The 23,796-nt window shown below is 45.1% G+C and carries 22 protein-coding genes; 8 read left to right on the top strand and 14 right to left on the bottom strand.

Going from position 1 to position 23,796, the window contains the following annotated elements; genetic code table 11:
- The first annotated feature begins 49 nt into the window (after window positions 1–49).
- The gene (locus MVI27_RS01300; RefSeq protein ID WP_246958880.1) at window positions 50–826 is read left to right on the top strand and encodes a T9SS type A sorting domain-containing protein; all 777 of its coding nucleotides are present in this window, start codon (window positions 50–52) and stop codon (window positions 824–826) included.
- Window positions 827–1,078: 252 nt separating this feature from the next.
- On the opposite strand, the gene MVI27_RS01295 is transcribed toward MVI27_RS01300, so the two are convergent.
- On the bottom strand, window positions 1,079–3,892 hold the full coding sequence (locus MVI27_RS01295; RefSeq protein ID WP_246958879.1) for an aminopeptidase: 2,814 nt from the start codon (window positions 3,890–3,892) through the stop codon (window positions 1,079–1,081).
- 87 nt (window positions 3,893–3,979) lie between these two features.
- Here MVI27_RS01295 and MVI27_RS01290 point away from each other — a divergent pair, with 87 nt between their 5' ends.
- Complete coding sequence (locus MVI27_RS01290) at window positions 3,980–4,825, top strand: DUF4846 domain-containing protein (protein ID WP_246958878.1); 846 nt, start codon at window positions 3,980–3,982, stop codon at window positions 4,823–4,825.
- A 48-nt stretch (window positions 4,826–4,873) separates the two neighbouring features.
- On the top strand, window positions 4,874–6,037 hold the full coding sequence (locus MVI27_RS01285; RefSeq protein ID WP_246958877.1) for an MFS transporter: 1,164 nt from the start codon (window positions 4,874–4,876) through the stop codon (window positions 6,035–6,037).
- Here the strand turns inward: MVI27_RS01285 and MVI27_RS01280 are convergent.
- The 3 genes from MVI27_RS01280 to pyrF all read right to left on the bottom strand — a co-directional run bounded on the left by MVI27_RS01280 (window position 6,031) and on the right by pyrF (window position 8,699).
- Window positions 6,031–6,534 (bottom strand): GreA/GreB family elongation factor, encoded by a 504-nt coding sequence (locus MVI27_RS01280; protein WP_246958876.1) that lies wholly within the window; start codon window positions 6,532–6,534, stop codon window positions 6,031–6,033. The genes MVI27_RS01285 and MVI27_RS01280 overlap by 7 nt on opposite strands.
- 83 nt (window positions 6,535–6,617) lie before the next feature.
- Window positions 6,618–7,322 (bottom strand): DsbA family oxidoreductase, encoded by a 705-nt coding sequence (locus MVI27_RS01275; protein ID WP_246958875.1) that lies wholly within the window; start codon window positions 7,320–7,322, stop codon window positions 6,618–6,620.
- Window positions 7,323–7,340: 18 nt separating this feature from the next.
- Window positions 7,341–8,699 (bottom strand): orotidine-5'-phosphate decarboxylase, encoded by a 1,359-nt coding sequence (gene pyrF / locus MVI27_RS01270; RefSeq protein WP_246958874.1) that lies wholly within the window; start codon window positions 8,697–8,699, stop codon window positions 7,341–7,343.
- 233 nt (window positions 8,700–8,932) lie between these two features.
- Here pyrF and MVI27_RS01265 point away from each other — a divergent pair, with 233 nt between their 5' ends.
- Complete coding sequence (locus MVI27_RS01265) at window positions 8,933–10,498, top strand: serine hydrolase (RefSeq protein WP_246958873.1); 1,566 nt, start codon at window positions 8,933–8,935, stop codon at window positions 10,496–10,498.
- 50 nt (window positions 10,499–10,548) lie between these two features.
- On the opposite strand, the gene MVI27_RS01260 is transcribed toward MVI27_RS01265, so the two are convergent.
- Complete coding sequence (locus MVI27_RS01260; RefSeq protein ID WP_246958872.1) at window positions 10,549–11,040, bottom strand: SixA phosphatase family protein; 492 nt, start codon at window positions 11,038–11,040, stop codon at window positions 10,549–10,551.
- A 110-nt stretch (window positions 11,041–11,150) separates the two neighbouring features.
- On the opposite strand from MVI27_RS01260, the gene ruvX reads away from it, so the two are divergent.
- From ruvX to mazG, 4 genes are all read left to right on the top strand, one after another.
- On the top strand, window positions 11,151–11,567 hold the full coding sequence (gene ruvX / locus MVI27_RS01255; protein WP_246958871.1) for a Holliday junction resolvase RuvX: 417 nt from the start codon (window positions 11,151–11,153) through the stop codon (window positions 11,565–11,567).
- Window positions 11,564–12,136 (top strand): peptide deformylase, encoded by a 573-nt coding sequence (gene def / locus MVI27_RS01250; RefSeq protein ID WP_246958870.1) that lies wholly within the window; start codon window positions 11,564–11,566, stop codon window positions 12,134–12,136. The genes ruvX and def overlap by 4 nt, the downstream gene beginning before the upstream one ends.
- 47 nt (window positions 12,137–12,183) lie before the next feature.
- Window positions 12,184–12,639, top strand: coding sequence for a DUF5606 family protein (locus MVI27_RS01245; RefSeq protein WP_246958869.1), 456 nt, complete (start codon window positions 12,184–12,186; stop codon window positions 12,637–12,639).
- Window positions 12,640–12,737: 98 nt separating this feature from the next.
- Entirely contained in the window at window positions 12,738–13,511 is a 774-nt protein-coding gene (gene mazG / locus MVI27_RS01240) for a nucleoside triphosphate pyrophosphohydrolase (protein ID WP_246958868.1), read from the top strand.
- Window positions 13,512–13,592: 81 nt separating this feature from the next.
- On the opposite strand, the gene MVI27_RS01235 is transcribed toward mazG, so the two are convergent.
- From MVI27_RS01235 to nuoF, 9 genes are all read right to left on the bottom strand, one after another.
- The gene (locus MVI27_RS01235; RefSeq protein WP_246958867.1) at window positions 13,593–14,972 is read right to left on the bottom strand and encodes an NADH-quinone oxidoreductase subunit N; all 1,380 of its coding nucleotides are present in this window, start codon (window positions 14,970–14,972) and stop codon (window positions 13,593–13,595) included.
- Between the two features lie 71 nt (window positions 14,973–15,043).
- Window positions 15,044–16,537, bottom strand: coding sequence for a complex I subunit 4 family protein (locus MVI27_RS01230; RefSeq protein WP_246958866.1), 1,494 nt, complete (start codon window positions 16,535–16,537; stop codon window positions 15,044–15,046).
- A 3-nt stretch (window positions 16,538–16,540) separates the two neighbouring features.
- Complete coding sequence (nuoL, locus tag MVI27_RS01225; RefSeq protein WP_246958865.1) at window positions 16,541–18,436, bottom strand: NADH-quinone oxidoreductase subunit L; 1,896 nt, start codon at window positions 18,434–18,436, stop codon at window positions 16,541–16,543.
- Window positions 18,437–18,444: 8 nt separating this feature from the next.
- Window positions 18,445–18,774 (bottom strand): NADH-quinone oxidoreductase subunit NuoK, encoded by a 330-nt coding sequence (gene nuoK, locus MVI27_RS01220; protein ID WP_246958864.1) that lies wholly within the window; start codon window positions 18,772–18,774, stop codon window positions 18,445–18,447.
- A 7-nt stretch (window positions 18,775–18,781) separates the two neighbouring features.
- On the bottom strand, window positions 18,782–19,276 hold the full coding sequence (locus MVI27_RS01215) for an NADH-quinone oxidoreductase subunit J family protein (protein ID WP_246958863.1): 495 nt from the start codon (window positions 19,274–19,276) through the stop codon (window positions 18,782–18,784).
- A 1-nt stretch (window position 19,277) separates the two neighbouring features.
- Window positions 19,278–19,826 carry a NuoI/complex I 23 kDa subunit family protein gene (locus MVI27_RS01210; RefSeq protein WP_246958861.1) on the bottom strand — a complete coding sequence of 183 codons (549 nt, stop codon included), beginning with the start codon at window positions 19,824–19,826 and terminating at the stop codon, window positions 19,278–19,280.
- 55 nt (window positions 19,827–19,881) lie between these two features.
- The gene (gene nuoH, locus MVI27_RS01205) at window positions 19,882–20,940 is read right to left on the bottom strand and encodes an NADH-quinone oxidoreductase subunit NuoH (RefSeq protein WP_246958859.1); all 1,059 of its coding nucleotides are present in this window, start codon (window positions 20,938–20,940) and stop codon (window positions 19,882–19,884) included.
- A gap of 2 nt (window positions 20,941–20,942) precedes the next feature.
- A complete protein-coding gene (locus MVI27_RS01200) occupies window positions 20,943–21,941 on the bottom strand; it encodes an NADH-quinone oxidoreductase subunit G (RefSeq protein WP_246958857.1) in 999 nt (332 codons plus the stop codon).
- A gap of 501 nt (window positions 21,942–22,442) precedes the next feature.
- Window positions 22,443–23,795, bottom strand: a complete 1,353-nt coding sequence (gene nuoF, locus MVI27_RS01195; protein WP_246958855.1) for an NADH-quinone oxidoreductase subunit NuoF — start codon at window positions 23,793–23,795, stop codon at window positions 22,443–22,445.
- Window position 23,796 lies beyond the last annotated feature (1 nt).

The following is a 23,796-nucleotide window of genomic DNA, read 5'->3' as shown; positions in this document are numbered from 1 at the left end:
TATGAATTGGAAAGTGTAAATTTGCAATACAATTTTAAAATTTTATATCATGAAAAAACTTTATTCTTTATTTGCAGTGGCTGCAATGTCTTTGGCGGTTAATGCACAATCAAATTTATTTGTTGGTTCAGATTTTAACGACTGGGCGGCTTTTGACTCAAGTTTGGGATTTGCCCTTAAATCTGCAGAACAAAGTACTGACGGAGGGGTTGGTGGAACAGGTGCTCTTAAGATTGTTAACAATTCAACAAATCAGAACATCTACGTTATGACTGCCAACAAAAACATGAATGTTACAGGTGTTAAGTATGTTACTCTGAAAATGAAAGGGGTTTCTGGAGGAGTTTCTTTCAACGCCGGAGACAAGTTTTTTAACGTTCCTGCCGGTACGACCAGTAATATTACTATAACTTCTTCTGGATCAAATGCTTATACAGGGTCAATCAATGCTGCTGACTGGATAACGGTTAGATTAGACGTTACAGATGTAAATTGGGGAACAACGCCAACTTTTTCTATTAAACTGCAAAAGAACTCAACTAATGCATTATTCGTAGATGATATTAAAGGTTCTGCGACGCTTGCAGTAGCAGATTTTGCGCAAGTAAATTCCACTCTTGTTAAAAACACTTCCGTTTCAAACGAACTTATTTTTGGAGCAAAATCTGATGATGTGAAAGTACTTAACCTAAACGGTCAGGTTGTTAAATCACTTTCAGCTGCGGAAAATGGCAGAGTAAATGTTTCTTCCCTTCCAAAAGGAGTGTACATTGTTACCGGAACTGTAAACGGTAAAGCGGTTACTCAAAAGATTATTAAAAAATAATCCTGTTTCACAGATTACTAACTGCCTTTTATAAAGGCAGTTTTTTTTATGGCAGAACTTAAAGGTATAAAAATATACCAAAAATAAAAAAGTAGCACGGAATTTGTTAAATATTTTATGTGAGAGCTTAGGGTTGCCTGCGGAAAAAAGTACAAGGTACTGCGAGTCTGCAATCCATAGTACCCTACTTTTCATAATTTTTTATTTATGTGTTGTCGTGCGCTCCCGGTTGGTTCCGGGAGCGTTTTTTTGTTAGAACCAGCCGCGGCGGAAATAGCTGGTCAGCGCGGAAATATTCAGATTCAGGGTGAAACGGATTCGCTTACCGTAATCTTTAAAACCCGGCTCAAACCCGAGTGAACTCTGAATAGGGAAGTAGACTTCCAGAAAGTCGGGAATTACTTTTAGCTTTACGCCGGAATCCCAGATAAACTGTGCACCGGCATCCCTGTTTTTATACATTCCTGCATCTGCATAGACATTAAACCATTTCCAGACGTGGCTATCCACATTTACCGTCGTTATCCATTGATTTGCTTTATCACCTACGAATGATTTAAAGCCGCCTTCCGCGATAATAGCCTGCTGTGCCAGCAGTCCGGAAGTAGCACTCTGGCCGAGCAGTCCATATGAAAACGCATAGTTGGACACGCGCGCGATCCCGTAATCAAAAAGATCATTCTTGGTTTTGTTGGTGAAGAAATAGCCACCGAACCACCTGAGCAGGATTTTTTTGTCTTCAGCATACTCCCAACGATAGGAAAACTCACTGGAGATTTTCTGGAAATCCTCCATCCATTGCAAACCGGTACTGAAAAAACGTTCATGAATCAATCGGCGGTCCGAATACGCATAACCGATGTTCCATAAATTATATTTGCCATATTCATTCTGCAGCACAAGTTCCGGATTCAGATCTTTTTCGAGATAGTTATACGCAAACTGAATACTGCGTCCGATATCTGATCTTGGGTTTTTAGCAAAATTAAGGTTGGCAAATGCGGTAAATTTTTGGTACGTCAGGTCATAATCATAATGAAAATGCGATGCAGACACGCCCACATCCAGACTGCGGAAGAACGCCTCGGCCGGCTGAAAGGAATAGCCCACACTTCCGGAACCCGTTAACTTCCCGGTGCCCGTACTGAAATAGGGTGTGAATGAATATTTAAACCGCCGGTCAAATAATGCCGTATTCCGGATGTTAAGGCCCAGCAAAACTTTATCATACGCGTTAAAGTTCAGGCGTGGGTTCAGATAAATTTCATTGTATTCGGGATTAGGAACGTCAGTCAGAATTTTCAGCCGGATTTTTTTCGTGTTGGCAAACAGCCCCGTCGTGTAGCGGTAGTTATCCCTGAAGTTGGTTTCCGGGAAGATATAATCATCATTTAAAATAATTTTTTCTGCGGCGGACTGTGGAATCCGGTATTCCACGGCGCGCTTCCGGTCATCCGTATCAAACCAATATTTCTTTTTGTTCCCTTCCTTATCCTGCGTCTGCACCTGAAACGGAACAGTCATGCTGGTATTCTTAGCAATCTTTAGAAGGTACTCGTCGTTGTTTTTCTTAAAGCGTTTTAATTTAAAATTAACCCTGTTTTTGTGCAGTACAAACCGATCCATAAAATCCGCCGAATAGCCGGAAGCGAGCGTTAATTCATCGAGGAATTTCTGTTTTTCTGCAATTTTTCCGTCAGTTTCCTTTAAATATGTTTTGATGAAATCGTTAAACTGGTGTGTCCCCAATTTTTCGGCGAGGAAATTAAATAACGTGCCCGTTTCAAAATGGCTTATGGCAGTCCCATTGAAATTACTGAGTTCTGAAAAAGGAGTATCAATGGCCTGATCCAGATTCTGCGTTTGCATGTACTGATACGCCAACCCATAGCGTTCCAGCAGTTTCAGGCGCGAAGCATGAAATATTTTCAGTGGTTTCATCCCAAAGATTTTCACCTGTTCCGGCAGATTTCCCAGCAGTTTGCGATCCGGATAATTTCTTTGCAGATACTGAATTTCCAGGTACGTTTTTAATCCATTGAGCAGCCAGTGATTTTCTTCCTGTTCGAAAACAGCAGTTTCCTGCAATACCGCTTTCGAAAGCATGCTGAAATAATTCAGGTCTGTTTGCTCAGCTTTACTGAATAAGGAATAGTGAAATTTCCAGAAATGCAGGTCATCGATTCCCACGAAACTTTCCTGTTTTTTAAACCGTTCACTTAAAAATATTTTTGAAGGCAAGGTTCCGATATGTTGCCGGATAAAATCGAGCTGTAATGGAATCAGAAAATTCAGTCTCTGTTTTTCTTCCTCTGAAATGCCATACCCGGCCTGCACCGTTATGTTTTGTCCGTTCACTGAAAACTGCAGCGGTGTATATTCGGTCCGTGTAATGAGAAATTCCGGATCCTCTGTCAAATTGCCCTGCAACGTAGTATTCCCCGTTCTTTCTAAATTCCCATCGATGAAAAAGCCGGGTGGCAAATCGAATGTAAAATTCCAGTGATTTCCGGGGCTTTGATTTTCCTCAATATTTTTGTAGTGTCGCGAATAGAGCGGTTCAACCGTATCCGGTACGATAAAGAAGTATTTTAAATGGGTTCGTTCCTCATCGGTTCCATAGCCTGTGAATTTCCGTAAAGGCAGCTCTACCTGATAATTGAGCTGCAGCCATACGCTTTCGCCCGGCTGCAGTTCCTCTTGCAAAGGAAGATATATGTTTTCTTCCTGCGAACTGGCCGTAACAGCTTCGTTTGCAATTTCAACACTAAGATTCTTTACCTGCGCCAGTTCATTCTCTTCGGCAAAATACAATTCATTTTTTCGGTCCTGCAGCGTTCTTTTCAGCAGCGGCGTTCGGCGGGTGCGGTAGCCGGCGTTCCAGTTCAGCAGTTTGATTTGAGAAAGGGGTTGTTCGCTGGTATTAATATAAAAGATCTTCTGCGAGACATTCAGCATTCTGCGGTCGTCGGATAATCCAGCATCTATGTAAATGCTGTCCTGCTGAGCCTGGAGCCCGGCAGAGAAAAATAAAAAAAGGGCGGGCCAGCAGTATCTCTTCCTCATATGGTTTTCAAATATAATGATGTTTTTAATGTATCAACCGGCATTACCGAAATATCCACTAAATTTGACACAGGCGCGGTAAATATTATGCCAAAATTTTTATCTCTTCTTATCATTTTGCTGTCGACTCTGTTTCATGCGCAGATTCTGGAAGAAACCCGGCTTTTGGTAATAAACGAAAGGCAAAACAGCATCCGAACCAGATTCCAACTGCCCGCAGGGTATCACTGGAAAGAGGAAGCAGACGGCAGCTTCGCAGATTTCCTTCAACATTTTCCCATGCATCCTGCTGGTATTCCTGCACGAGATCACCGGGGAAAGATTCTGCAGACCCATTCCGCAAATACAGGCTTGCTCCGAATTGATACCGGATCCCGTGATCTGCAGCAGTGTGCAGATGCCTGGATCCGGCTGTATGCGGAACATTTGTATCACAGCGGCCGCCGGGCAGAAATTTCTTTCGCTTTCACCAGCGGTCAGAGGCTGAGTCTGCAGGAATATCTGAATGGCACCCGAACGGTGGAAACCGGGAAGCGCGTTCAGTTTATTAATACTCCATCGATTCTTGATACCTACGAGAATTTCCGGTCCTATCTGGATTTGGTTTTTCAGTATGCGGGTACTATTTCTTTATATCAGGATTCTCAACCCGTGCCAGCTGAAACCGAAATTGAGGCCGGTGATTTTATTATAAAACCCGGAAGCCCCGGTCATCTTGTGATCATCATGGCGGTAGCGGAAGATACGCAAGGTAAAAGAAAATACCTGCTCGCGGAATCTTTTATGCCTGCACAGGATATTCGTATTCTTAAGAATCCGCGAAGTAAAACCGATTCGCCCTGGTATGAGATCGGTGTTAGCGCGAAAGAAATGGAAACCGAACGCTATACCTTTAGTCCAATAGAAATCCGCCGATACGTACTTGCAAAATAAGGTGGGAAAAATTCAGAAGCTGTATTTTTGCAGGCTTATAATGATTTTATGAAGAAAAGCCTGCCAAGTTCCACCTTATACTTGCTCAGTATTTCCGCAGGCCTTATTGTCGCTAACCTGTACTATAATCAGCCTTTGCTGCAACAGATGTCTGAAATGCTTCAGGTAACAGAAGCGCAAATAAGCCATGTGGCACTTTCCACCCAAATCGGATATGCACTCGGTCTGTTGCTGATTATTCCGCTGGGCGACAAGATTTCTAATCTGAAAATTGTGCGGTGGGATTTCCTGGTACTGATCGCTTCTTTGATAGGTGCGGCGGCGGCGCCCAACGTGGAAGTATTGGTTTTCTGCAGCTTCGTTATTGGATTCAGCTCCACGCTGCCGCAACTCTTTGTGCCTATGGTGGCGCATTTAAGTACCATCGAAGCGCGCGGAAAATCAATTGGAATTGTAATGAGTGGGCTGCTCATCGGTATTTTGGGGAGTCGCGTGCTGAGCGGAATTACCGGTGAATACTTTGGCTGGTGTAGTGTTTTTTACGGCGCAGCGGTACTCATGGTGTTATTATTTATATTACTGAATAAAGCGTTGCCCGTTATTAAACCTGTTTTCACGGAAAGTTACGGCAAACTGATGCGCTCGCTGGCTTTTTACCTGCGTACTGAACAATCACTGCAAATGGCTACGCTTCGCGGTGCGCTTGCGTTCGGCAGTTTAAGTATTTTCTGGACCACCATTGTCTTTATGCTCGAAGATTCTTTCGGGTATGGGAGTGCAGTTGCCGGCGGACTCGGACTTTTTGGAATTGCCGGTGCGCTGGGCGCAACCTATTTCGGGAAACTCAACAGCCGCGTTCCGAAAAGGAAACTGTTGCTTGTAGGTGCAGGACTTATTACCGCTTCCTGGATTTTATTTTTCTTTTCAACCTATTCTCTGATTGGGCTGATTATCGGAATTATTGTTATCGATCTCGGTGTGCAGGCGGTGCATATTACCAATCAGAACATCGTCTTCTCGCGAAACTCTGAAGCAAGAAACCGTGTAAACACGATTTATATGGTGGGCTTTTTTATCGGCGGCGCAGCAGGAACCAGTCTGGGCGCCATTGCCTGGCATCTGGGCGGCTGGGCGGGCGTTTCGCTGTTGGGCCTTGCGTTTGCAGTAGCGATGTTACTGTTAATTATCTTTGGAAAAAAAAGCATTTACTGATATTGGATATCAAGTATTTCCAGCGGCACATTTTTATTTCCTAAGGCCAGTATCGCCGTTTCTCCTGTTTTTTTGTTAAGCAAAGCTTTTGCTAAAGGTGTGATGAAGGCAATCTTTTTTTGCGCGATGCTGGCTTCGTCCACGCCGACCAACTGGAAAGTCTGGGTCTGTCCTGTTTCGTGATTTTTAAAAGTAACCGTCGCACCGAAATGAACTTCATCCTGAGGATATTTCTGTAAATCCATCACCTTTGCCGAAGCAATTCGTTCGTTCAGCAGCTGTAGGCGCGCATTTAAATGGTTAAAAGCAATGCGGTATTCCTTCTCCTGGGAACTATCCAGCGCTTCCTGTTCCTCGAGGAGAATTGTGCGTTCCTGCAATAACTGGTTCATTCCGTCTGGTGTCACCAGATTTTCTGTGCCTGCCGGCAGGTCAGCTCTGGGCGGTACCAGCGGAACTTCTTCCTGATCATCTTCTTTTACAAATCCGCGACTCATAATCTGTCTTTATTTAAAGTTACGGCTGAACCTGCAATTCCTGCTCCAAATAAAAAAGACCCGCGCTTGCAGATCTCTACGAATTAATCACAGTTGCCATCGGTGTCGCAACTTTTGCCTTCATATAGAATATTCAGGCCGTGGTCTCCTTCTTTGTATTCGTTCCAGGATTTCTCCAGCACTTCCTGAAAAACATTGGCGGGCTGTGCACCGGAAACGCCGTATTTATCATTAACTACAAAGAAAGGCACTGAATTAATGCCCATTTGACTGGCAAGCAACATGTCGCGGGAAACGCCTGCTGCAAATATCTCGGACTCCAGCGCTGCTTTGATTTCTGTTTCTGAGAATCCGGCTTCCTGACCAATTTCGATTAAAGTATTTTCATCATCGATATTTTTGCTGTCGGTAAGCTGCGCTCTGAAAAGCAATTCTTCGACCTGATCCGCTTTGTTTTTGGACGAAGCTAATTGCAGCAGCAGATGCGCCCGGTAGGAATTTGCTACCTTCTGGTTCGCCAGGTCAAAATTAATTCCTGCCTGTTTCCCGACTTGTTCCACATGCTGAAACATACCCTGCGCATCTTCAGCGCTGATTCCTTTTGTTTTAATAAAGTGTTCGCGTGCATTTGCTTCCGGTTGGGTTTGCAACTGCGGATCCAGCTGGAAACTGTGCCAGGTTACTTTCACCTGCTCTTTGTCGGGAAATTTGCTAAGTGCCTCTTCAAAGTTTTTCTTTCCGATATAACAAAACGGGCAACGAATGTCGCTCCAGATATCAATATTCATATTCTTATTTTAAATTAATTATAGACTGGAGGCATACGCATTCCAACCCGCGATCTTGTAATCCAGCGCGGCTTTCTCGGGATCATCACTTTTATAAATACCGCGTCCCACAATCATAAAGTCTGTGTGCAATTGACCGAAAGCGTGCTCAGGCGTATTATATTGCTGCCCCTTTCCGTCGCCCTGGTCCTGCATGCTGATACCCGGCGTAAACAGAAGCAACTCCGGCGGCACCTGGTTTTGGGCCACACCACCGAAAACATTGGGGTGCGAAATGGCGATCCCGGTCGCTTCGTCACGATACAATTTGTGGGTCAGCGTCCCGGAAGAAGACATGCCCAGAATAGCAACCACGCCTACATTTCGGAAACAGTCCAGTGAGTCATAGCCGGCAATAACCTGCGCCGTCACAAAATCTGCCCAGTTGGAAATCTTGTACATCCCGTAGGAGAACTGTAATTCCTGGGTATTGCCAATGTCCGCGAACTTGCGGTCCTCCATAAGCAGGAAATTATATTTGCTTGCCAGGTCTTTAAGAGGCAAGATTGTTTGGTCCGGATCAAAATCCAGGATGACATCAATATGGGTTTTAAGCGCGGCGATATGAGGTCCCACTTTTTCAGCCAGTTCCAGCAATTGCTGTGTGGTGGTTACATCTGCCGAAACAATCAGATTCGTTTTCTTTTCAATGGCGATATTAAGCAGTTTCTGCGCGACAGAATGATCACAGATTTCGAGCTTCTGCTCGTAAGAGAGGCGTTTTTCCTCTTCGAAGTGCACCGTATCACCATTCAGAAATTCACGGATGCGCAGGATTTCATCATCCGCGAGATGGCCTTCTTCCTTCAGCCAGCCGCAGATTTCGGAAATAGTAAATAAAGTGTGTACCCGGTACCCGCGTTTTTCCAGCCGTTCTTTCCCACCTTGCTGGCGATCCAGTACTACGACAATATCAGAAACGGTGATTCCTTCTTCTTCAATATCGGGAATTGTTTCCAGCAGCGAAGCACCCGAGGTAATCACATCTTCCACCAGCAGGCAGTTTTGTCCCTTCGTATAAATCCCTTCGATCATTTTTGCCGTGCCGTACTTTTTTGCTTCTTTTCTTTTAATGATGAGCGGCAGATAACTTTCCAGCGACATGGCAGTTGCCATCGGTAAGGCGGCATAAGGTACCCCGCAGATTAAATCAAAATTATCCAGCGGAAGCATATCCAGCAGATAATTGGCCAGTTTTTTCAGGATTTTCGGGTCTGACGCCAGCGGGCGCAAATCCACATAGAACGGACTTTCAATGCCGGATTTTAAGGTAAAGCGACCAAATTTAATAATGCCGAGCTCATAGCACTCGAGAAAAAAAGATTTCTTATTTTCCATGTAGGGTGGGTTTAGCACAAAGTTAATGTTTTACGTGCGATTTTAAAGCAGCAGTTCATCGTCATTTCGCGCACTTGTTTTTATTTTTTTCTGTAAAACTGCTCTTCCTACCGAGCAAGATTAGTGCCTCGGTTAGCTTTACATAATTAAAGTTATATTGAATACAATCAGATTAGCGAGGGAAAGCTGAAATGCTCTTTTAAAAAATCTTTACCTTTGAAAAAACTGTATTAATGAAATCAAAAATCTCTTTTCTGCTGTTATTTGCAGTAGTTTTAAATTTTGCGCAGATTGCGGAGCAAAGACTGGATCAGCTGATTCAGGAAACCCTGAAGACTTTTGACGTACCCGGTATTTCCGTTGGAATTGTGAAAGACGGAAAAACCGTCTATGCCAAAGGGTTTGGGATCCGGAGCATGATCAACAATCAGCCGATGGATGCGAACACTTTGGTTGGTATTGCTTCCAATTCAAAAGGATTCACGGCCACTGCGCTGGCAATTCTGGCCGATGAAGGAAAATTAAGCTTTGACGATCCGGTGACTAAGTTCATTCCGGAATTTCAAATGTATGATCCGTATGTTTCGCAGCAGGTAACCGTTAAAGATCTCATTACGCACCGCACCGGCCTGGGGCTGGGGCAGGGAGACCTGATGTTTTTCCCGGAAGGCGGCACACAAACGATTGCGGATATCATCCATAATGTTCGATACCTCAAACCGGAAAATAAATTCCGCAACTCTCTGGATTATAATAATATCATGTTTATTGTAGCGGGAGAAGTGATTACGCGTCTTTCCGGTCTTTCCTGGGCTGAGTTTATTGAACAGCGCATTTTAAAACCTGTCGGTATGAATTCCAGTTATGGAAGCTACAACCGTGCGATGGCTGCCAGCGTATCCAATATCATTTCCGCACACGCCCCCGTAGATGGGAAGGCAATTGCAGTTCCGCACGACTGGAACGAAACGGCGAATGCAGCCGGTGGTATTGTGAGTAATATCACGGATATGAATACCTGGGCAGAATTCCTGATGAACGGCTTTACGACACGCGACGGCAAAAAGCTGGTTTCGGACCGCCAGATCCAGCAACTCTGGAATCTGCAGATGCCGACTCCTGTGGCGCTTAAAAACCCCTATGATTCCAATTTTGGCGGTTATGGGCTGGGCTGGTTCCTGACCGATGTGAAAGGACATAAGCAAGTATATCATACCGGTGGACTTATTGGAACTGTAACGCAGTTCACCTTGATCCCTGATATGAAACTGGGAATCACGGTACTGACCAACCAGCAGAGCGGTGCTGCTTTCACAGCTATTACCAACACGATCAAAGACGCTTATTTGGGATTAAACGACCGTAACTGGCTTACGACTTACGGTGAAAGAATGGCGAAAATTAACGCAGGTTACGAAAAAGAGAAGAAAGACATCTACGACCGTTCTGCCAAATTCGCCAAAGACAAAAAGCAGCAGATCGCCGATGGACAGATTACCGGAACTTACCGCGATCCGTGGTTTGGTGATGTTACTGTTTCGCGCGAAGGAAAAGCGCTGCGTTTTGTAAGTAAGACTTCGCCAAGACTTAAGGGTGATCTGTTGCCGTACACACCCAATGTGATGATTGTCCGCTGGGATGACCGCAGCTACGATGCTGATGCTTTTGTGAATTTCCAGTTGGACGAAAACGGTCAGGCGACGGGAGCTACCATGAAAGCCATTTCTGATGTTACTGATTTCAGTTTTGACTTTGATGACCTTGACTTCAAAAAAGTAGAAGATAAAAAGTCTAAATAAGAATACAAAAATCCTCAGCCGCCGGCTGAGGATTTTATTTTAGTGCCGATCTATTTCGCTGCATCCAGCAATTTCTTCGGCTCGTAAAAGAAGATGAGTTCTTTCTTTGCGCCGTGAAACTGGGACCATTCTTCGCAGTGAATTCTAAAGCCCGCCACGCCACAGGTAGGAAACATAAAAACATCCTCGGACATGTGATTGGCAAAATTGGAAATACCGTTGTTGTGTGAAAATAAAGCGATGGTTTCCAGACGGTCTTCAACTTCTGTAATCACCGATTCGAAATTCTCTTCGGACGGGTGATATAAGCGCTGATCAGATTTTACTTCAATTCCAAATTCTTTATTAAAAATATCACAGGTATCCGAAGTGCGCCGTGCCGGGCTGGTATAAAAGCGATCAATTGTAATCTGTTGTTCGCAAAGATAGCGTGCCATCCGTGCTGCATTATCCGCACCCTGCGCAGTAAGCGGGCGGTCGAAGTCTTCGGTGTTTTCCGGCCAGTCGGCTCTGGCATGGCGTACCAGGATTAATGTTTTCATGACAGCTGTTTTTTGGTGGTTTAAAAATAGGCAATATTTCCGGACCTGCATGATTGATTCTGTAAATGTGGCCGCATCCTTTCTCTCAAAAATTTATTAAATTTGCAGGCATGTCCCAAATTCTGGCTATTGATTATGGAAAAGCGCGCTGCGGGCTGGCAGCTACTGATGATCTTCAGATGATTGCCAGTGGTTTGGAAACGGTTCCTACGTCTGCCATATTTACTTTTCTGGAGCAATATTTTGCTTTAAATAAAGTAGAAACAGTGGTCATCGGGCAGCCGGTTGACCTGCGCGGAAATATGTCTGCCGTGGAAGAGGATATTCTTGCCTTTATAGCGGAGCTCGAAAAAAAGTTTCCGCTGTTGCAGATCAAACGTTTTGATGAACGGTTTACATCGCGGATTGCGTCGTACTACATTTCGCAAAGTGGCAAGAATAAAAAGAAAAGGCAGGAAAAAGGACTCATTGATAAAGTCAGTGCCACACTGATTTTGCAAAATTATTTAGAACAGATACAGAAATGATACTACCCATCAGAGCATTCGGCGATGCCGTGCTGCGCAAAAAATGTACAGATATTACGCCCGATTATCCGGGGCTGGAAGAACTGATCAGCAATATGTTTGAAACGATGCAAAGCGCGAATGGAATCGGCCTGGCAGCACCTCAGATCGGCTTGGATATTCGCCTTTTTGTGATTGATGTGCGTCCGCTGGCCGAAGATGAGGATTACGAAGATATCGCGGAGGAACTGAAAGATTTCCGCAAGGTGTTTATCAACGCCAGAATTCTGGAAGAAAGCGGTGAGGAATGGAAGTTTAACGAAGGTTGCCTTTCCATCCCCGATGTGCGCGAAGATGTAAAAAGAAAAGAAACCATCCTGATCGAATATTATGATGAAAATTTCGAGAAACGAACCGAAACTTTTTCGGATATTCGTGCCCGCGTTATTCAGCATGAATATGATCATATCGAAGGAATCCTTTTCACTGACCGCATCAGTTCTTTAAAAAAGAAACTGGTGAAAGGCAAACTGATGAAGATCAGCCACGGCGATGTTGCGGTGAATTACAAGATGCGGTTCCCGAAATAACCGTCAAAAACAGATAATTGAAAGCTTAAAAATTTAAAATAAAGAAAATGCAGTTAGAAAAAATAATTTCCATTTCCGGAAAGCCGGGCCTTTATAAGTTGATTTCGCAGCTGAAAAGCGGATTCATCGTGGAAGATGTCCTTACCAAAAAGAAAGCAAGCATTGCCAATTCTTCACAGGTGAGCCTGCTGGATAATATTGCGATGTTCACCGTGGATAATGAAGTTCCTTTGTTTGATGTTTTCGAAAATCTGGCAAAGGCAGAAGATTACAAAGAAACGATTTCTCACAAATCTTCCGATGCGGAACTGCGTGACCTGATGAGCAAAGCCCTACCAAATTATGACACCGGTCGTGTTTATATTTCTGATATGAAGAAGCTGGCACAATGGTACAATATTTTGCACAAAGCAGGATACATTACACCGGAAAGCTTCGTTAAACCCGAAGAAGCAACTGCCGAAAACGAAACTGCCGAAGCTGCTGAAACTGCGGAAAAATAGTATTAAAAAAACTGATGGCTGCACAAGTGGCCGTTTTTCAACTATACCATCCTGTCCGTACCTTCGGGCAGGATTTTTATTTATTTAAAATTTAAATTATGAACAGCCGCAAAGAACAGTTGGAAGCTTTTGGACGCCTGCTTGATATTATGGATGACCTGCGCGAAAAGTGTCCGTGGGACCGCAAACAAACGCTGCAGTCATTGCGACATCTGACCCTGGAGGAAGTTTATGAGCTTTCTGATGCTCTGCTTGAGGAAGATCTGACTGAAATCAAAAAAGAGCTGGGCGATGTGCTGCTGCACCTGGTGTTTTATGCAAAAATAGGAGCCGAGAAAAACAGCTTTGATATTGCTGATGTGATTAACAGCCTTAATGAGAAACTTATCTTCAGGCATCCGCACATTTATGGTAATGCAGAAGCAGCTGATGAAGAGGCAGTAAAGCAGAATTGGGAAAAGCTTAAATTAAAGGAAGGCAACAAATCAATCCTGGCCGGCGTCCCGAAAGGCTTGCCGAGTATGGATAAAGCGTATCGGATTCAGGATAAAGTAAAAGGAGTGGGTTTCGAGTTTGGTTCCGCTGATGATGCCTGGGTAAAAGTAGAGGAGGAGTTGCAGGAATTTAAGGCAGAGACAGAGCCGGGCCGTCGTGAAATGGAACTGGGAGATGTCTTCTTTTCGCTGATTAACTATGCGCGCCTGCAGGGAATTAATCCTGACGCAGCTCTGGAAAGAACCAATCAGAAATTCATCCGACGCTTTCAGCAAATGGAGCAACTGGCCGTTGCACAAAAAACATCAGTAGCAGATCTGACAATCGAGGAAATGGATGCGCTGTGGGAGGAAGCTAAGAAACAGGAAAGTAAATAATTTTTTTTAAAGGTAATCAGATATAAAAAAAACCGCGCAGTGCCGATGGCACTGCGCGGTTTATATTTTTAAAAGATAAAATTAAATCCCAAATTGCTTCGCAAACAAATCGGGGAAAATTCCGATGGCGATCAGGGCTACTACCACAACCACAGCTACCACATTGTAGGTCATTGAAACGGTTTCAGAGGTTTTAAAACTGCTTTCACGCGGGAAGAACATTACCATAATGAGACGTAAATAGTAGGCAATCGAGATAGCAGAACCAAGTACCGCCATCAGTACAAGAAACGGGGTATCGCCAATAGCCTGTGTAAAGATGGCAAACTTACCCATGAATCCCGCCGTAAGCGGAATCCCCGCCATCGATAGTAAAGATACTGAAGCAGCTACTGCCAGAATTGGTTCGGTGCGGCCCAGGCCTTTAAAAGCAACATAGGAAGTGTCACGCTTAATTTTTTCCACCCAGATCAGGCACATCATCACACCCACAGTGGCCAGTGAGTAGGCGAAAAGATAGAAAGCCAGATTATAACTGGAAAGGCTGTTAATACCGTAAAATATTAAACATAAATAACCCACATGCGAAACGGAGGAATAGGCAAGCATTCTCTTTACATTGCTTTGCGCCAGACCCATGACGTTCGCCAGTAGCAGCGTAATGATAATCAATACACCCAGGATGTTAATCCACGAACTGAAGATACCGGCAAAAGCCAATGTCATTAATTTATAGAAAGCAAAGAAGGCCGCAATTTTAACGACAGACATCATGAAAGCAGTAATCAGTGACGGCGATCCCTGATATACGTCCGGGCTCCACATGTGGAACGGTGCCAGGGACACCTTAAACCCTAAAGCAACAAGCATCAGTACGGCACCGAGGATCAGCATGGTATTATCGGCGTTATTCACGGCGAACTCATGGATTTGGTATAAATCGAAACTGCCGCTGCTTCCGTACACCAATGCGACACCAAAAAGAAGGAAACCGGTTGCAAAGGCGCCCATCAGGAAATACTTGATCGCCGCTTCGTTGGAACGAAGGTCGTTTTTGGCACTTCCGGCCAGTACATATAAAGGAATAGAAAGTATTTCAATACCCAGGAACAGCGTTACCATGTTCTGGAAACCGAACAGTACGATCCCGCCACACAGTGAAAATAACATCAGCGCATACAGTTCCGACTGATGACTGCGGTGATTACTAAAAGCAAAACCGCCGAGGAAGAACAGTAAAATCGTCGTCACAATGGTAACCCGCGTAAAGAGTGCGGCATTGGCCGTAAAGTGAAACATGTGCTGATACTGCGCGAAGAAAGCTGCATCTGCCCGGAAACTGACCACAAATGCAATCAGCAGCCCCAGAATGCTGATGTATCTGGAGAATTTCCCCTGATGATACACGCCCGCATATAGAGCAGCAATGGCGGTCAGGAAAATGATAATTAAAACGCTCATGTAAAGTATGTATTTTAATCAGGAAACCGTTTCGTGAAACGGGCTCCGTTTTCTTTATTGGTTAGGTTATTTTAAGGTAACATCTGATTAAAGATAAATCGCAGCGGGCTGTCCACCATGTTCAGGATGATTTGCGGGAAAATCCCCAGCAGAATCACGAATACGACGAGGCTGGCCAGTACTGAAAATTCCGTTGCTGAAACGTCGGTTGCTGTTTCTGCCGTCACATCATCGATAGGACCAAGCATGGCTTTTGCATAAAACCGGAACATATAGGCCGACGAGAAAATCATGGTCAACCCTGCGATTACCGCGGCTGCCGTACTATAATCAAAGATAGATTTAATCAAAATAAATTCACCGATGAAACCATTGGTCAAAGGCAGTGCGATGGAACCCAATACCAGGATTAAAAACAGAATCGCAAACTTCGGTGCCACCTTTGCCAGGCCGCCCATCTTGCGAATGTCTCTGGTTTTAAATCTTCTGTAGAGTACATCTGCGCATACAAATAAACCAACCACGTTGATCCCGTGTGCAAATGACTGAATCAAAGACCCTTCGCCCCCTTCAATTAGGAAGTTTCCGTTGACCGTAAGAATGGCAGAAGCCATCATCCCGGCGGTAATTAAGCCTACGTGCGACAGGGAGGAATACGCAATCAGTCTTTTCGCATCATTTTGAATGATGGCAATCATCGCTCCGTGAACCACACCAATAATGGCAAGCCCTAAAATGATTTTTCCTGAAATTCCCAAAACCGGCAGTGGCGTAATCGGCAACAAATACCGCAGCATTCCAAACACAGCCATCTTCAGCATAATCCCGGAAAGCAGCATGGAGCCCTGCGCCGGAGAATACGTATAGGTATCACTCTGCCACGAATGGAAAGGGAAGATCGGCAGCTTCACAGCGAATGCAAAGAAAATGAACCAGAAAACGACTGTTTGTGCGGTTTCATTCAGGTTGGCATTGTACAGATCCGTCAGTGCGAAAGAAGCAGATTGAGTGTACAGATAAATCAGCCCCAAAAGCATGAAGAGGGAACCAACAAAGGTGTACACAAAGAAACGCGTTGTGAACTGAATCTTTTTGTTTTCCTGTCCCCAGATACCGGCAATCAGCCAGATCGGGATCAAAGTAATTTCCCAGAAGATATAGAACAGCAATCCGTCCAGCGAAGTGAACAGACCGATCAGGCCAAACTGCATCAGCAGAATCAGGGCATAAAAATTATTGCTGTACCCCGGTTTTTCATCAAAGGCGGAAAGAATGATCAGTGGTGCCAGGATATTGGTAAGCAGCACCATCAGCATACTCATGCCGTCAATCCCGAAATGAAGGTTACTTTTAATATAATTAGACCACGGATAGTTAATCTCATACTGCAGCACACCGTCCACGGTAGGTTTAAAATCCAGGCCTGAAAGCATATAAAATGCGACAAACATCTGCACCAGCGCCAGCGCGAACGCGACAAACTTAGCCGTCGGTTTTTTCCAGGCAAAAAGAAGCAAGGCACCCGCAAGCGGCAAGAGCAGCAACGTTAATAATAGATATGACATGTATTACTGTAATATAAAGTTAACGATTAGTATGAGCCCGATTGCCAGCGACATGATCAGGACATAATTTTCCACACTGCCATTCTGCAGTCTTTTGGCGGCATGACCGGAATCTTCTGCACCCCAGCCGATGAAATCCACAAAGCGGTTCAGGATGCCCTTGTCGAACATATTTCCACCAACGCCCATTCCTTCAATCATTTTTACAAAAGTGACATTGTTCAATTCATCAAAGAACAGCTTGCGGTTGGAAAGTCTTTGCCAGCCGGTGTATTCGGCATCGGGCAGCGCCATTTTGCCTTTTTTAATATAGATATGATACACGGCAAACCATACCGTGAAAAACATAATAACGGTAAGTGCCAGCAAAATCATTTCGGTACTGAAAGGAACTTCTGCCAGTTTCACATCATATACATAGATATTCTGCAGCCATTTCCCAAGGTTACCATATTCACCATGTCCGACGAAATGCGGCAGTTGGATAAAACCTCCTACTACAGAAAGAACAGCCAGCACGATTAAAGGAATCGTCATGCTCAACGGGCTTTCATGCAAGTGGCTCTTTTGAGCATCGGTCCCACGGAAGTTGCCATGAAAAGTCAGGTAGTATGCACGGAACATATAGATAGCCGTTAAAGTTGCCGCCAGAAAGAGAAATCCCCAAACGATCGGATTCTTTCCGTACGCGCTCGCCAGAATTTCATCTTTGGAAATCATTCCGGAGAGGAAAGGGAAACCGGAGATGGCAAAGGTTCCGATCAGGAAAGTAATATGCGTGATCGGGATATATTTTTTCAGGCCACCCATAAATCGCATATCCTGTTCGCCGCTCATGGCGTGGATTACCGAGCCGGAACCAAGGAACAGCAACGCCTTGAAAAATGCATGTGTCATCAGGTGGAACATGGCGGTAGTATAAGCACCAATTCCCACGGCCACAAACATAAACCCAAGCTGTGAAACAGTGGAGTAGGCGAGTACTTTTTTGATATCATTTTGTCTTAAACCGATGAAGGCGGCAATCAGCGCAGTAATTAGTCCGATAAGCATAATGCCATCCATGGTAGTAGGAGCCAGAGAGAACAGGAAGTTGGAACGAACCACCAAATAAATCCCCGCCGTCACCATGGTCGCCGCGTGGATAAGTGCAGACACCGGTGTAGGCCCTGCCATCGCATCCGGTAACCAAGTGAATAAAGGAACCTGCGCGGATTTACCCATAGCCCCGATAAATAAACTGGCCGTGATGAAGATTACCACCGGTGAATCCAGTTCAAATTTCGCAGAGTTTTGGGCAACCGAAAGGAAATCAATCGCATTGGTCTGATACGCGATTGCCATAATTCCGATAATCATTCCCAGGTCACCGATACGGTTCATGATGAAAGCCTTACGGGCCGCCGCGCCGTACTCTTTGTTTTCATACCAGAAACCGATGAGCAGGTAGGAGCATAAACCAACACCTTCCCAGCCGATGAAGAGGATGAGGTAGTTGCTTCCCAGAACCAGCAATAACATAGAGAAAATAAAGAGGTTCAGGTAGGTGAAGAACTTATAATATCCTTTATCCGTTGCCATATACCCCATGGAGTAAAGATGAATTAAAGAACCGATTCCGGTAATGATCAACACCATCATCAGTGACAGCTGATCGACCTGAAAACCGAAATTCACCTGCACTCCGTTAAAACGGAACCATTCGAAGGCGCGGATCACCGTAGGAGGCGAACCCGCATCATAAGAAAAGAAAATGCTCAGCGCCAGGCAGAATGCTCCGAAAACGACCGCAGTCGCCAGTCCGCCCACCAGAACTTTCGGTAAATTCTTACCGAAGAGCCCGTTGATCAGAAACCCGATCAGTGGCAGCAGGACAATTGTATAAATAATATTTTCCATGTAAATAATCACCCTCTTAGTTTATTAAAAATACTGATGTCTACCGATTTGGTATTGCGGAACAGCATGGCGATAATGGCCAGGCCCACCGCTACTTCAGCCGCAGCGACCACCATGATAAAGAAGACCAGGATCTGGCCGTTTCCGTCACCTTTATAACTTGAAAAAGCAGCCAGCATCAGATTCACCGAATTAAGCATCAGCTCCACACATCCCAGGATTACAATCGCATTCTTACGCACCAGTACGCCGACGACGCCCAGACAGAAAAGAATCGTACTCAGGATGATGAAATAATCCAGCGGAACCGACTGTATAAATGAGTTTACGTTTTCCATGCTGTATTTATAAATCTTTTTTACCAATTAATACCGCGCCTACAATTCCGGCTAAAATCAAAATGGAAGCAAGTTCGAAAGGCAGTACATATTCATTAAACAACAGTTTTCCGAGGTTCTTCGTCAGACCGGCAGAAGTATCAACATTCTGCGCTACCTGATGTTGGTTCAGCCCGCGGAAGGCACCCAGGATGCCAACGAGCAGTAAACCGCCACTGAAGATCCCGATGAATTTCGGCAGGTTATGCTTGCGGCTTTCATCCTCTTTATTCAGGTTCAGCATCATCAGGATATAAAGGAACAAAACCATGATGGCGCCCGCGTAAACGATGATCTGAACGATTCCCAGGAACTGCGCATTTAAAAGAATGTACAATCCCGCAATGGAAAAGAAAGTAATAATGAGTGACAGAATTGCATACAGAGCATTTCTTGCGAATACAAAATAAGCAGCACTTAAAATGGCCAGCGCAGCCACGGCAAAGAAAATAATCTGCTCCATATTATTTCACTGATTTTTTTTGCAGTTCACTTTGTCTCTCGGTAATATCAATTCTGCGGTTGATGTCTTCCACCAGTTTGTCTTTACCGTACACGAAGCTGCCGCGGTTGGTTTCCACATCTACCAGACGGTCTGTCAGGTAAATGGCTGATTTGGGGCAGGCTTCTTCGCACAAGCCGCAGAAGATACAGCGGAGCATATTGATTTCATATACGGCTGCATATTTTTCTTCGCGGTACAAATGTTTTTCATCACGTGTGCGTTCTGCTGCGGTCATGGTAATGGCTTCTGCCGGGCAGGCTACAGCACAAAGACCGCACGCGGTACAGCGTTCGCGCCCCTCCTCGTCGCGCTTCAGCACGTGCAGTCCCCGCCATACTTTGGCGCGCGGACGCTGCTGTTCCGGGTAAGCATATACTTTTCCTTTCGGACCCTGCAACGCGTGGCGCAACGTAATCGCCATTCCCTTGAAGATCTCCGGGAGATATAGTTTTTCCATAAACGTCATTTCTTTATCAGAAACAACTTTGGATCGGTTCGTCAGTTTCATATTAATAGGTTCCTAGTGCGCAGTGAAGCGGCACATTCAACTTCTCATTTTTTTATCAGGCGAAAAATACAATGACGCCTGCGGTAATAATCAGGTTTACCAAAGCCAGCGGAATCAGGGTTTTCCACCCCAGGTGCATCAGCTGGTCGTAGCGGAAGCGTGGAATAGTCCAGCGAATCCACATAAAAATTAAAATCCCGATAACTACTTTCGCCAGCATGGCCACAATACTTAAAATTCCGGCGGTGTTTTCTCCCCAGTTTTCGCTCACCCAGTTAATTCCCGGATAGTTAAAACCACCAAAGAACAAGGTAACGATTAAAGCGTTGGAGATAAACATGTTTACATATTCACCGAACATATACTGTCCGAAGTTCATCGATGAATATTCTGTCATATACCCGTTCACAAGCTCCGACTCACATTCCGGCAGGTCAAATGGGTGCCGGTTGGTTTCTGCCATGGCCGCCACAAAGAAAATAATAAAGGCCAGCGGCTGATAGAAAATATTCCAGTTCATTCCATCTGCGGGAATAAAGCCCCAGATTTTGCCCGTTCCTTGTGTGGACGTAATATGATATAAATCCAGGCTGCCTGCCATTAAAATAATAGACAGCAAGGAAAGACCCATGGCGAGTTCGTAGGAAATCATCTGAGACGAAGCACGAATAGCACCAATCAGGGAATATTTGTTATTGGAAGCCCAGCCTCCGATCATCATCCCGTACACACCGATGGAAACCATCCCGATCAGATAAAGTACGCCTACATCGATATTCGCTACCTGCACTTCAAAAGAAGTTCCGCCGATATTCAGCGACTTGCCCCACGGTATTACGGCTCCGGTAATCAGTGAGATAAACATGGTAATAGCCGGCCCAATGTAGAACAGGAATTTATCGGCATTTTGCGGCACAAAACCTTCCTTAAAGAAAAGTTTACCACCGTCTGCCAGCGGCTGTAAAATACCAAACGGCCCCGCACGGTTCGGACCAATACGGTCCTGCAGGATGGCTGCTACTTTACGCTCGCCCCAGGTGGAGTAGGCTGCGATGCCCAGTGAGAGGGCAAACAGGGCAGCTACGAGAATAAGCTTAAAAGTTAATAACTCCATAATTATTTTATGTCTTTTTCACTGATCTGCTTTGCTTCAGCATTATCAAGCAAATTGATCGTGTTTTTCGGTTTTTCGTAATGGTTGAGGGAAATAACGGAATGACGGTCAATATGTCGGGGTCCTTCTATATTCCAGTATTTTAAATCCTTACGCTCAAATCGGCACTCGTTGCAAATCCATTCTTCGGCTTCACCGTACTGATCCTGACGCGTGGTTACGCGGATAATTTCGTCGCCCTTCATCCAGAGCACCGCTCTTCCGGAGCACTTATCGCAGCTGCAGGTAGCGTTTACCGGTTTTGTAAACCACACGCGGCTGGCAAAGCGGGAAGTACGATCTGTAAGCGCCCCTACCGGACAAACGTCGATCACATTCCCAATAAAATCATTATCCAACGCTTTGTTAAGATACGTGGAAATTTCCGCATGGTCGCCTCGGAACAGGATACCGTGCTCGCGCTTTTCAGTCAGTTGATTCGCTACTAAAACACAACGTGCACAAAGAATGCAGCGGTTCATATTTAGTTTGATGTACGGACCGATATCCTCCGGCTCGAAAGTGCGTCTTTCAAATTCCGTACGTGTTCGCTCCAAACCGTGTTCATACGCCAGGTCCTGAAGGTGGCACTCACCAGCCTGGTCACAAACAGGACAATCCAGCGGGTGGTTAACCAAAAGAAACTCCGTTACAGCATGGCGTGCTTCCTGGGTTTTCTCGGAGGTCAGGTTTTTAATTTCCATTCCTTCCATCACGGCAGTACGGCAGCTTGCGACCAGTTTTGGCATCGGACGCGGGTCGGCATCAGATCCTTTGGAAACTTCTACAAGGCAGGTACGGCAACGTCCGCCACTGTTTTCAAGTGGTTTGTAATAACACATCGCCGGCGGAACCGATTTCCCACCGATCTGACGGGCAGCTTCCAGAATGGTGGTGCCGGGAAGCACTTCTGTTTCCTGTCCGTCTATGATCACTTTTATTTTTTTTAGCTCTTCGCTCATATCTTTAGCTTTTAGCTTTACGCTGATGCTTATATTAATTATTTATAAAAAGATATCCAATTTAAGAATCATGCTACTCAATATCAAATGTTGTAATGCTTTCTCAGGCTGCTAGCCAGGCACTGCCATATCAATGATATTGATGTGTTCTTTTCTGCGCTCATCCGTCTTTTAAAATTGCTTCAGACATCACAATATTATTTGCCTGCCTATCCAGCTGTAACTGGCTACGGATTGCAATGAATTCTTCGACGTTCGAATAACTTTTTATTGATTTTAGGAAAAAAACGCCTGCGCTACTCATTGACTGCTTTTCAACTTCATTTGGTGAGCAAGCAGCGGCTTGTATTCTTCCTTTGTTTATTTTCTAAATAAGAATTTGCTTTGACTCTGTCAATTTTTCTCTTCAAAGCAACTGCGTTACCGTCCATTGATTTGCTGCTCCAGACCAGGTCTTATCTGAAAAACAGTCAGTGCAGCATTCTGAAGCGTTATTGCATCTTACTCTGCCTTCGCCACCACCGGAAGCGGATCGGCATAATTTCCGATACCGTAATTCCTCGTCTGTGACTCAGGATTATCTATATACCACTCAAACTCATCCCGGAAATGGCGGATCGCGGCCGCTACCGGCCAGGCTGCCGCATCTCCGAGCGGACAAATGGTATTACCCTCTATTTTTCTCTGAATATCCCACAACAGATCAATGTCTGCCATCGTTCCGTTTCCGGAATAAATTTTCTGTAAAATCTTAAACATCCATGGCGTTCCCTCACGGCACGGTGTACACTGGCCGCAACTTTCATGGGCATAGAAACGAGCGAGGGTCAGGGTGTGTTGTACGACACTCTGATCTTCATCCAGCACAATGAATCCACCGGATCCCATCATGGTGCCGGTGGCAAAACCACCGTCTGCCAGGGATTCATAATTCATATATCGCGGTGCGCCGCTGATCGTTTGCAATAAAAGATTCGCAGGTACAATCGGAACGGAGCTTCCACCCGGAATACAGGCTTTTAGCTTTTTACCATTCGGAATACCGCCGCAATATTCATCACTGTAGATAAATTCTTCCACGGTGATGGTCATATCAATCTCGTAAACTCCCGGCTTGTTAATATTTCCACATGCGGAGATCAGTTTTGTTCCGGTAGATTTACCAACACCAATTTTGGCGTATTCACTGCCACCCATATCCAGGATGGGAACTACGGCTGCAATGGTTTCCACATTATTTACCACAGTAGGGCAGGCCCAAAGACCTTTAACCGCTGGGAAAGGTGGTTTTAAACGTGGATTCCCACGCTTTCCTTCGAGTGATTCCAACAGCGCGGTTTCCTCACCACAAATGTAGGCGCCGGCACCGCGGTGCACGTAAATTTCCAGATCGTAACCTGTGCCCAGAATATTCTTTCCTAAAAAGCCGGCCGCTTTTGCTTCATCAATGGCCTGTTCCAGAATGTCGGGAATCCAGGAATATTCTCCGCGGATATAAATATAGGCGGTGTTTGCACCCAGAGCATAAGAAGAGATCAGCATCCCTTCGATCAGGATATGCGGAATAAACTCCATCAGATACCGGTCTTTAAATGTTCCCGGCTCAGATTCATCAGCGTTTACTACCAGGTATCTCGGCACACCTTCCGGCTTGGCCAGAAAGCTCCATTTCAGGCCGGTCGGGAAACCCGCGCCGCCGCGTCCGCGCAGTCCGGAAGTTTTTACTTCTTCGGTAATTTCATCCGGTTGCATTTTAAACGCTTTTTCAGCAGCAGTATATCCGCCTTGCTTTCGGTAAACGTCGTAGGTTCTGATGCCTTCAACGTGTGCGTCTTTTAATAAAAGCTTCTTCATG

Source organism: Chryseobacterium salipaludis, from assembly GCF_022968825.1.
GTDB classification, from domain to species: domain Bacteria; phylum Bacteroidota; class Bacteroidia; order Flavobacteriales; family Weeksellaceae; genus Kaistella; species Kaistella salipaludis.
This window is presented reverse-complemented; position numbering and strand designations above follow the sequence as displayed.

Bases quoted from the DNA above. Each gene is read 5' to 3' on its own strand.
- MVI27_RS01300 (WP_246958880.1), top strand. From the start codon at position 50: ATGAAAAAACTTTATTCTTTATTTGCAGTGGCTGCAATGTCTTTGGCG.
- MVI27_RS01295 (WP_246958879.1), bottom strand. From the start codon at position 3,892: ATGAGGAAGAGATACTGCTGGCCCGCCCTTTTTTTATTTTTCTCTGCC.
- MVI27_RS01290 (WP_246958878.1), top strand. From the start codon at position 3,980: ATGCCAAAATTTTTATCTCTTCTTATCATTTTGCTGTCGACTCTGTTT.
- MVI27_RS01285 (WP_246958877.1), top strand. From the start codon at position 4,874: ATGAAGAAAAGCCTGCCAAGTTCCACCTTATACTTGCTCAGTATTTCC.
- MVI27_RS01280 (WP_246958876.1), bottom strand. From the start codon at position 6,534: ATGAGTCGCGGATTTGTAAAAGAAGATGATCAGGAAGAAGTTCCGCTG.
- MVI27_RS01275 (WP_246958875.1), bottom strand. From the start codon at position 7,322: ATGAATATTGATATCTGGAGCGACATTCGTTGCCCGTTTTGTTATATC.
- pyrF (WP_246958874.1), bottom strand. From the start codon at position 8,699: ATGGAAAATAAGAAATCTTTTTTTCTCGAGTGCTATGAGCTCGGCATT.
- MVI27_RS01265 (WP_246958873.1), top strand. From the start codon at position 8,933: ATGAAATCAAAAATCTCTTTTCTGCTGTTATTTGCAGTAGTTTTAAAT.
- MVI27_RS01260 (WP_246958872.1), bottom strand. From the start codon at position 11,040: ATGAAAACATTAATCCTGGTACGCCATGCCAGAGCCGACTGGCCGGAA.
- ruvX (WP_246958871.1), top strand. From the start codon at position 11,151: ATGTCCCAAATTCTGGCTATTGATTATGGAAAAGCGCGCTGCGGGCTG.
- def (WP_246958870.1), top strand. From the start codon at position 11,564: ATGATACTACCCATCAGAGCATTCGGCGATGCCGTGCTGCGCAAAAAA.
- MVI27_RS01245 (WP_246958869.1), top strand. From the start codon at position 12,184: ATGCAGTTAGAAAAAATAATTTCCATTTCCGGAAAGCCGGGCCTTTAT.
- mazG (WP_246958868.1), top strand. From the start codon at position 12,738: ATGAACAGCCGCAAAGAACAGTTGGAAGCTTTTGGACGCCTGCTTGAT.
- MVI27_RS01235 (WP_246958867.1), bottom strand. From the start codon at position 14,972: ATGAGCGTTTTAATTATCATTTTCCTGACCGCCATTGCTGCTCTATAT.
- MVI27_RS01230 (WP_246958866.1), bottom strand. From the start codon at position 16,537: ATGTCATATCTATTATTAACGTTGCTGCTCTTGCCGCTTGCGGGTGCC.
- nuoL (WP_246958865.1), bottom strand. From the start codon at position 18,436: ATGGAAAATATTATTTATACAATTGTCCTGCTGCCACTGATCGGGTTT.
- nuoK (WP_246958864.1), bottom strand. From the start codon at position 18,774: ATGGAAAACGTAAACTCATTTATACAGTCGGTTCCGCTGGATTATTTC.
- MVI27_RS01215 (WP_246958863.1), bottom strand. From the start codon at position 19,276: ATGGAGCAGATTATTTTCTTTGCCGTGGCTGCGCTGGCCATTTTAAGT.
- MVI27_RS01210 (WP_246958861.1), bottom strand. From the start codon at position 19,826: ATGAAACTGACGAACCGATCCAAAGTTGTTTCTGATAAAGAAATGACG.
- nuoH (WP_246958859.1), bottom strand. From the start codon at position 20,940: ATGGAGTTATTAACTTTTAAGCTTATTCTCGTAGCTGCCCTGTTTGCC.
- MVI27_RS01200 (WP_246958857.1), bottom strand. From the start codon at position 21,941: ATGAGCGAAGAGCTAAAAAAAATAAAAGTGATCATAGACGGACAGGAA.
- nuoF (WP_246958855.1), bottom strand. From the start codon at position 23,795: ATGAAGAAGCTTTTATTAAAAGACGCACACGTTGAAGGCATCAGAACC.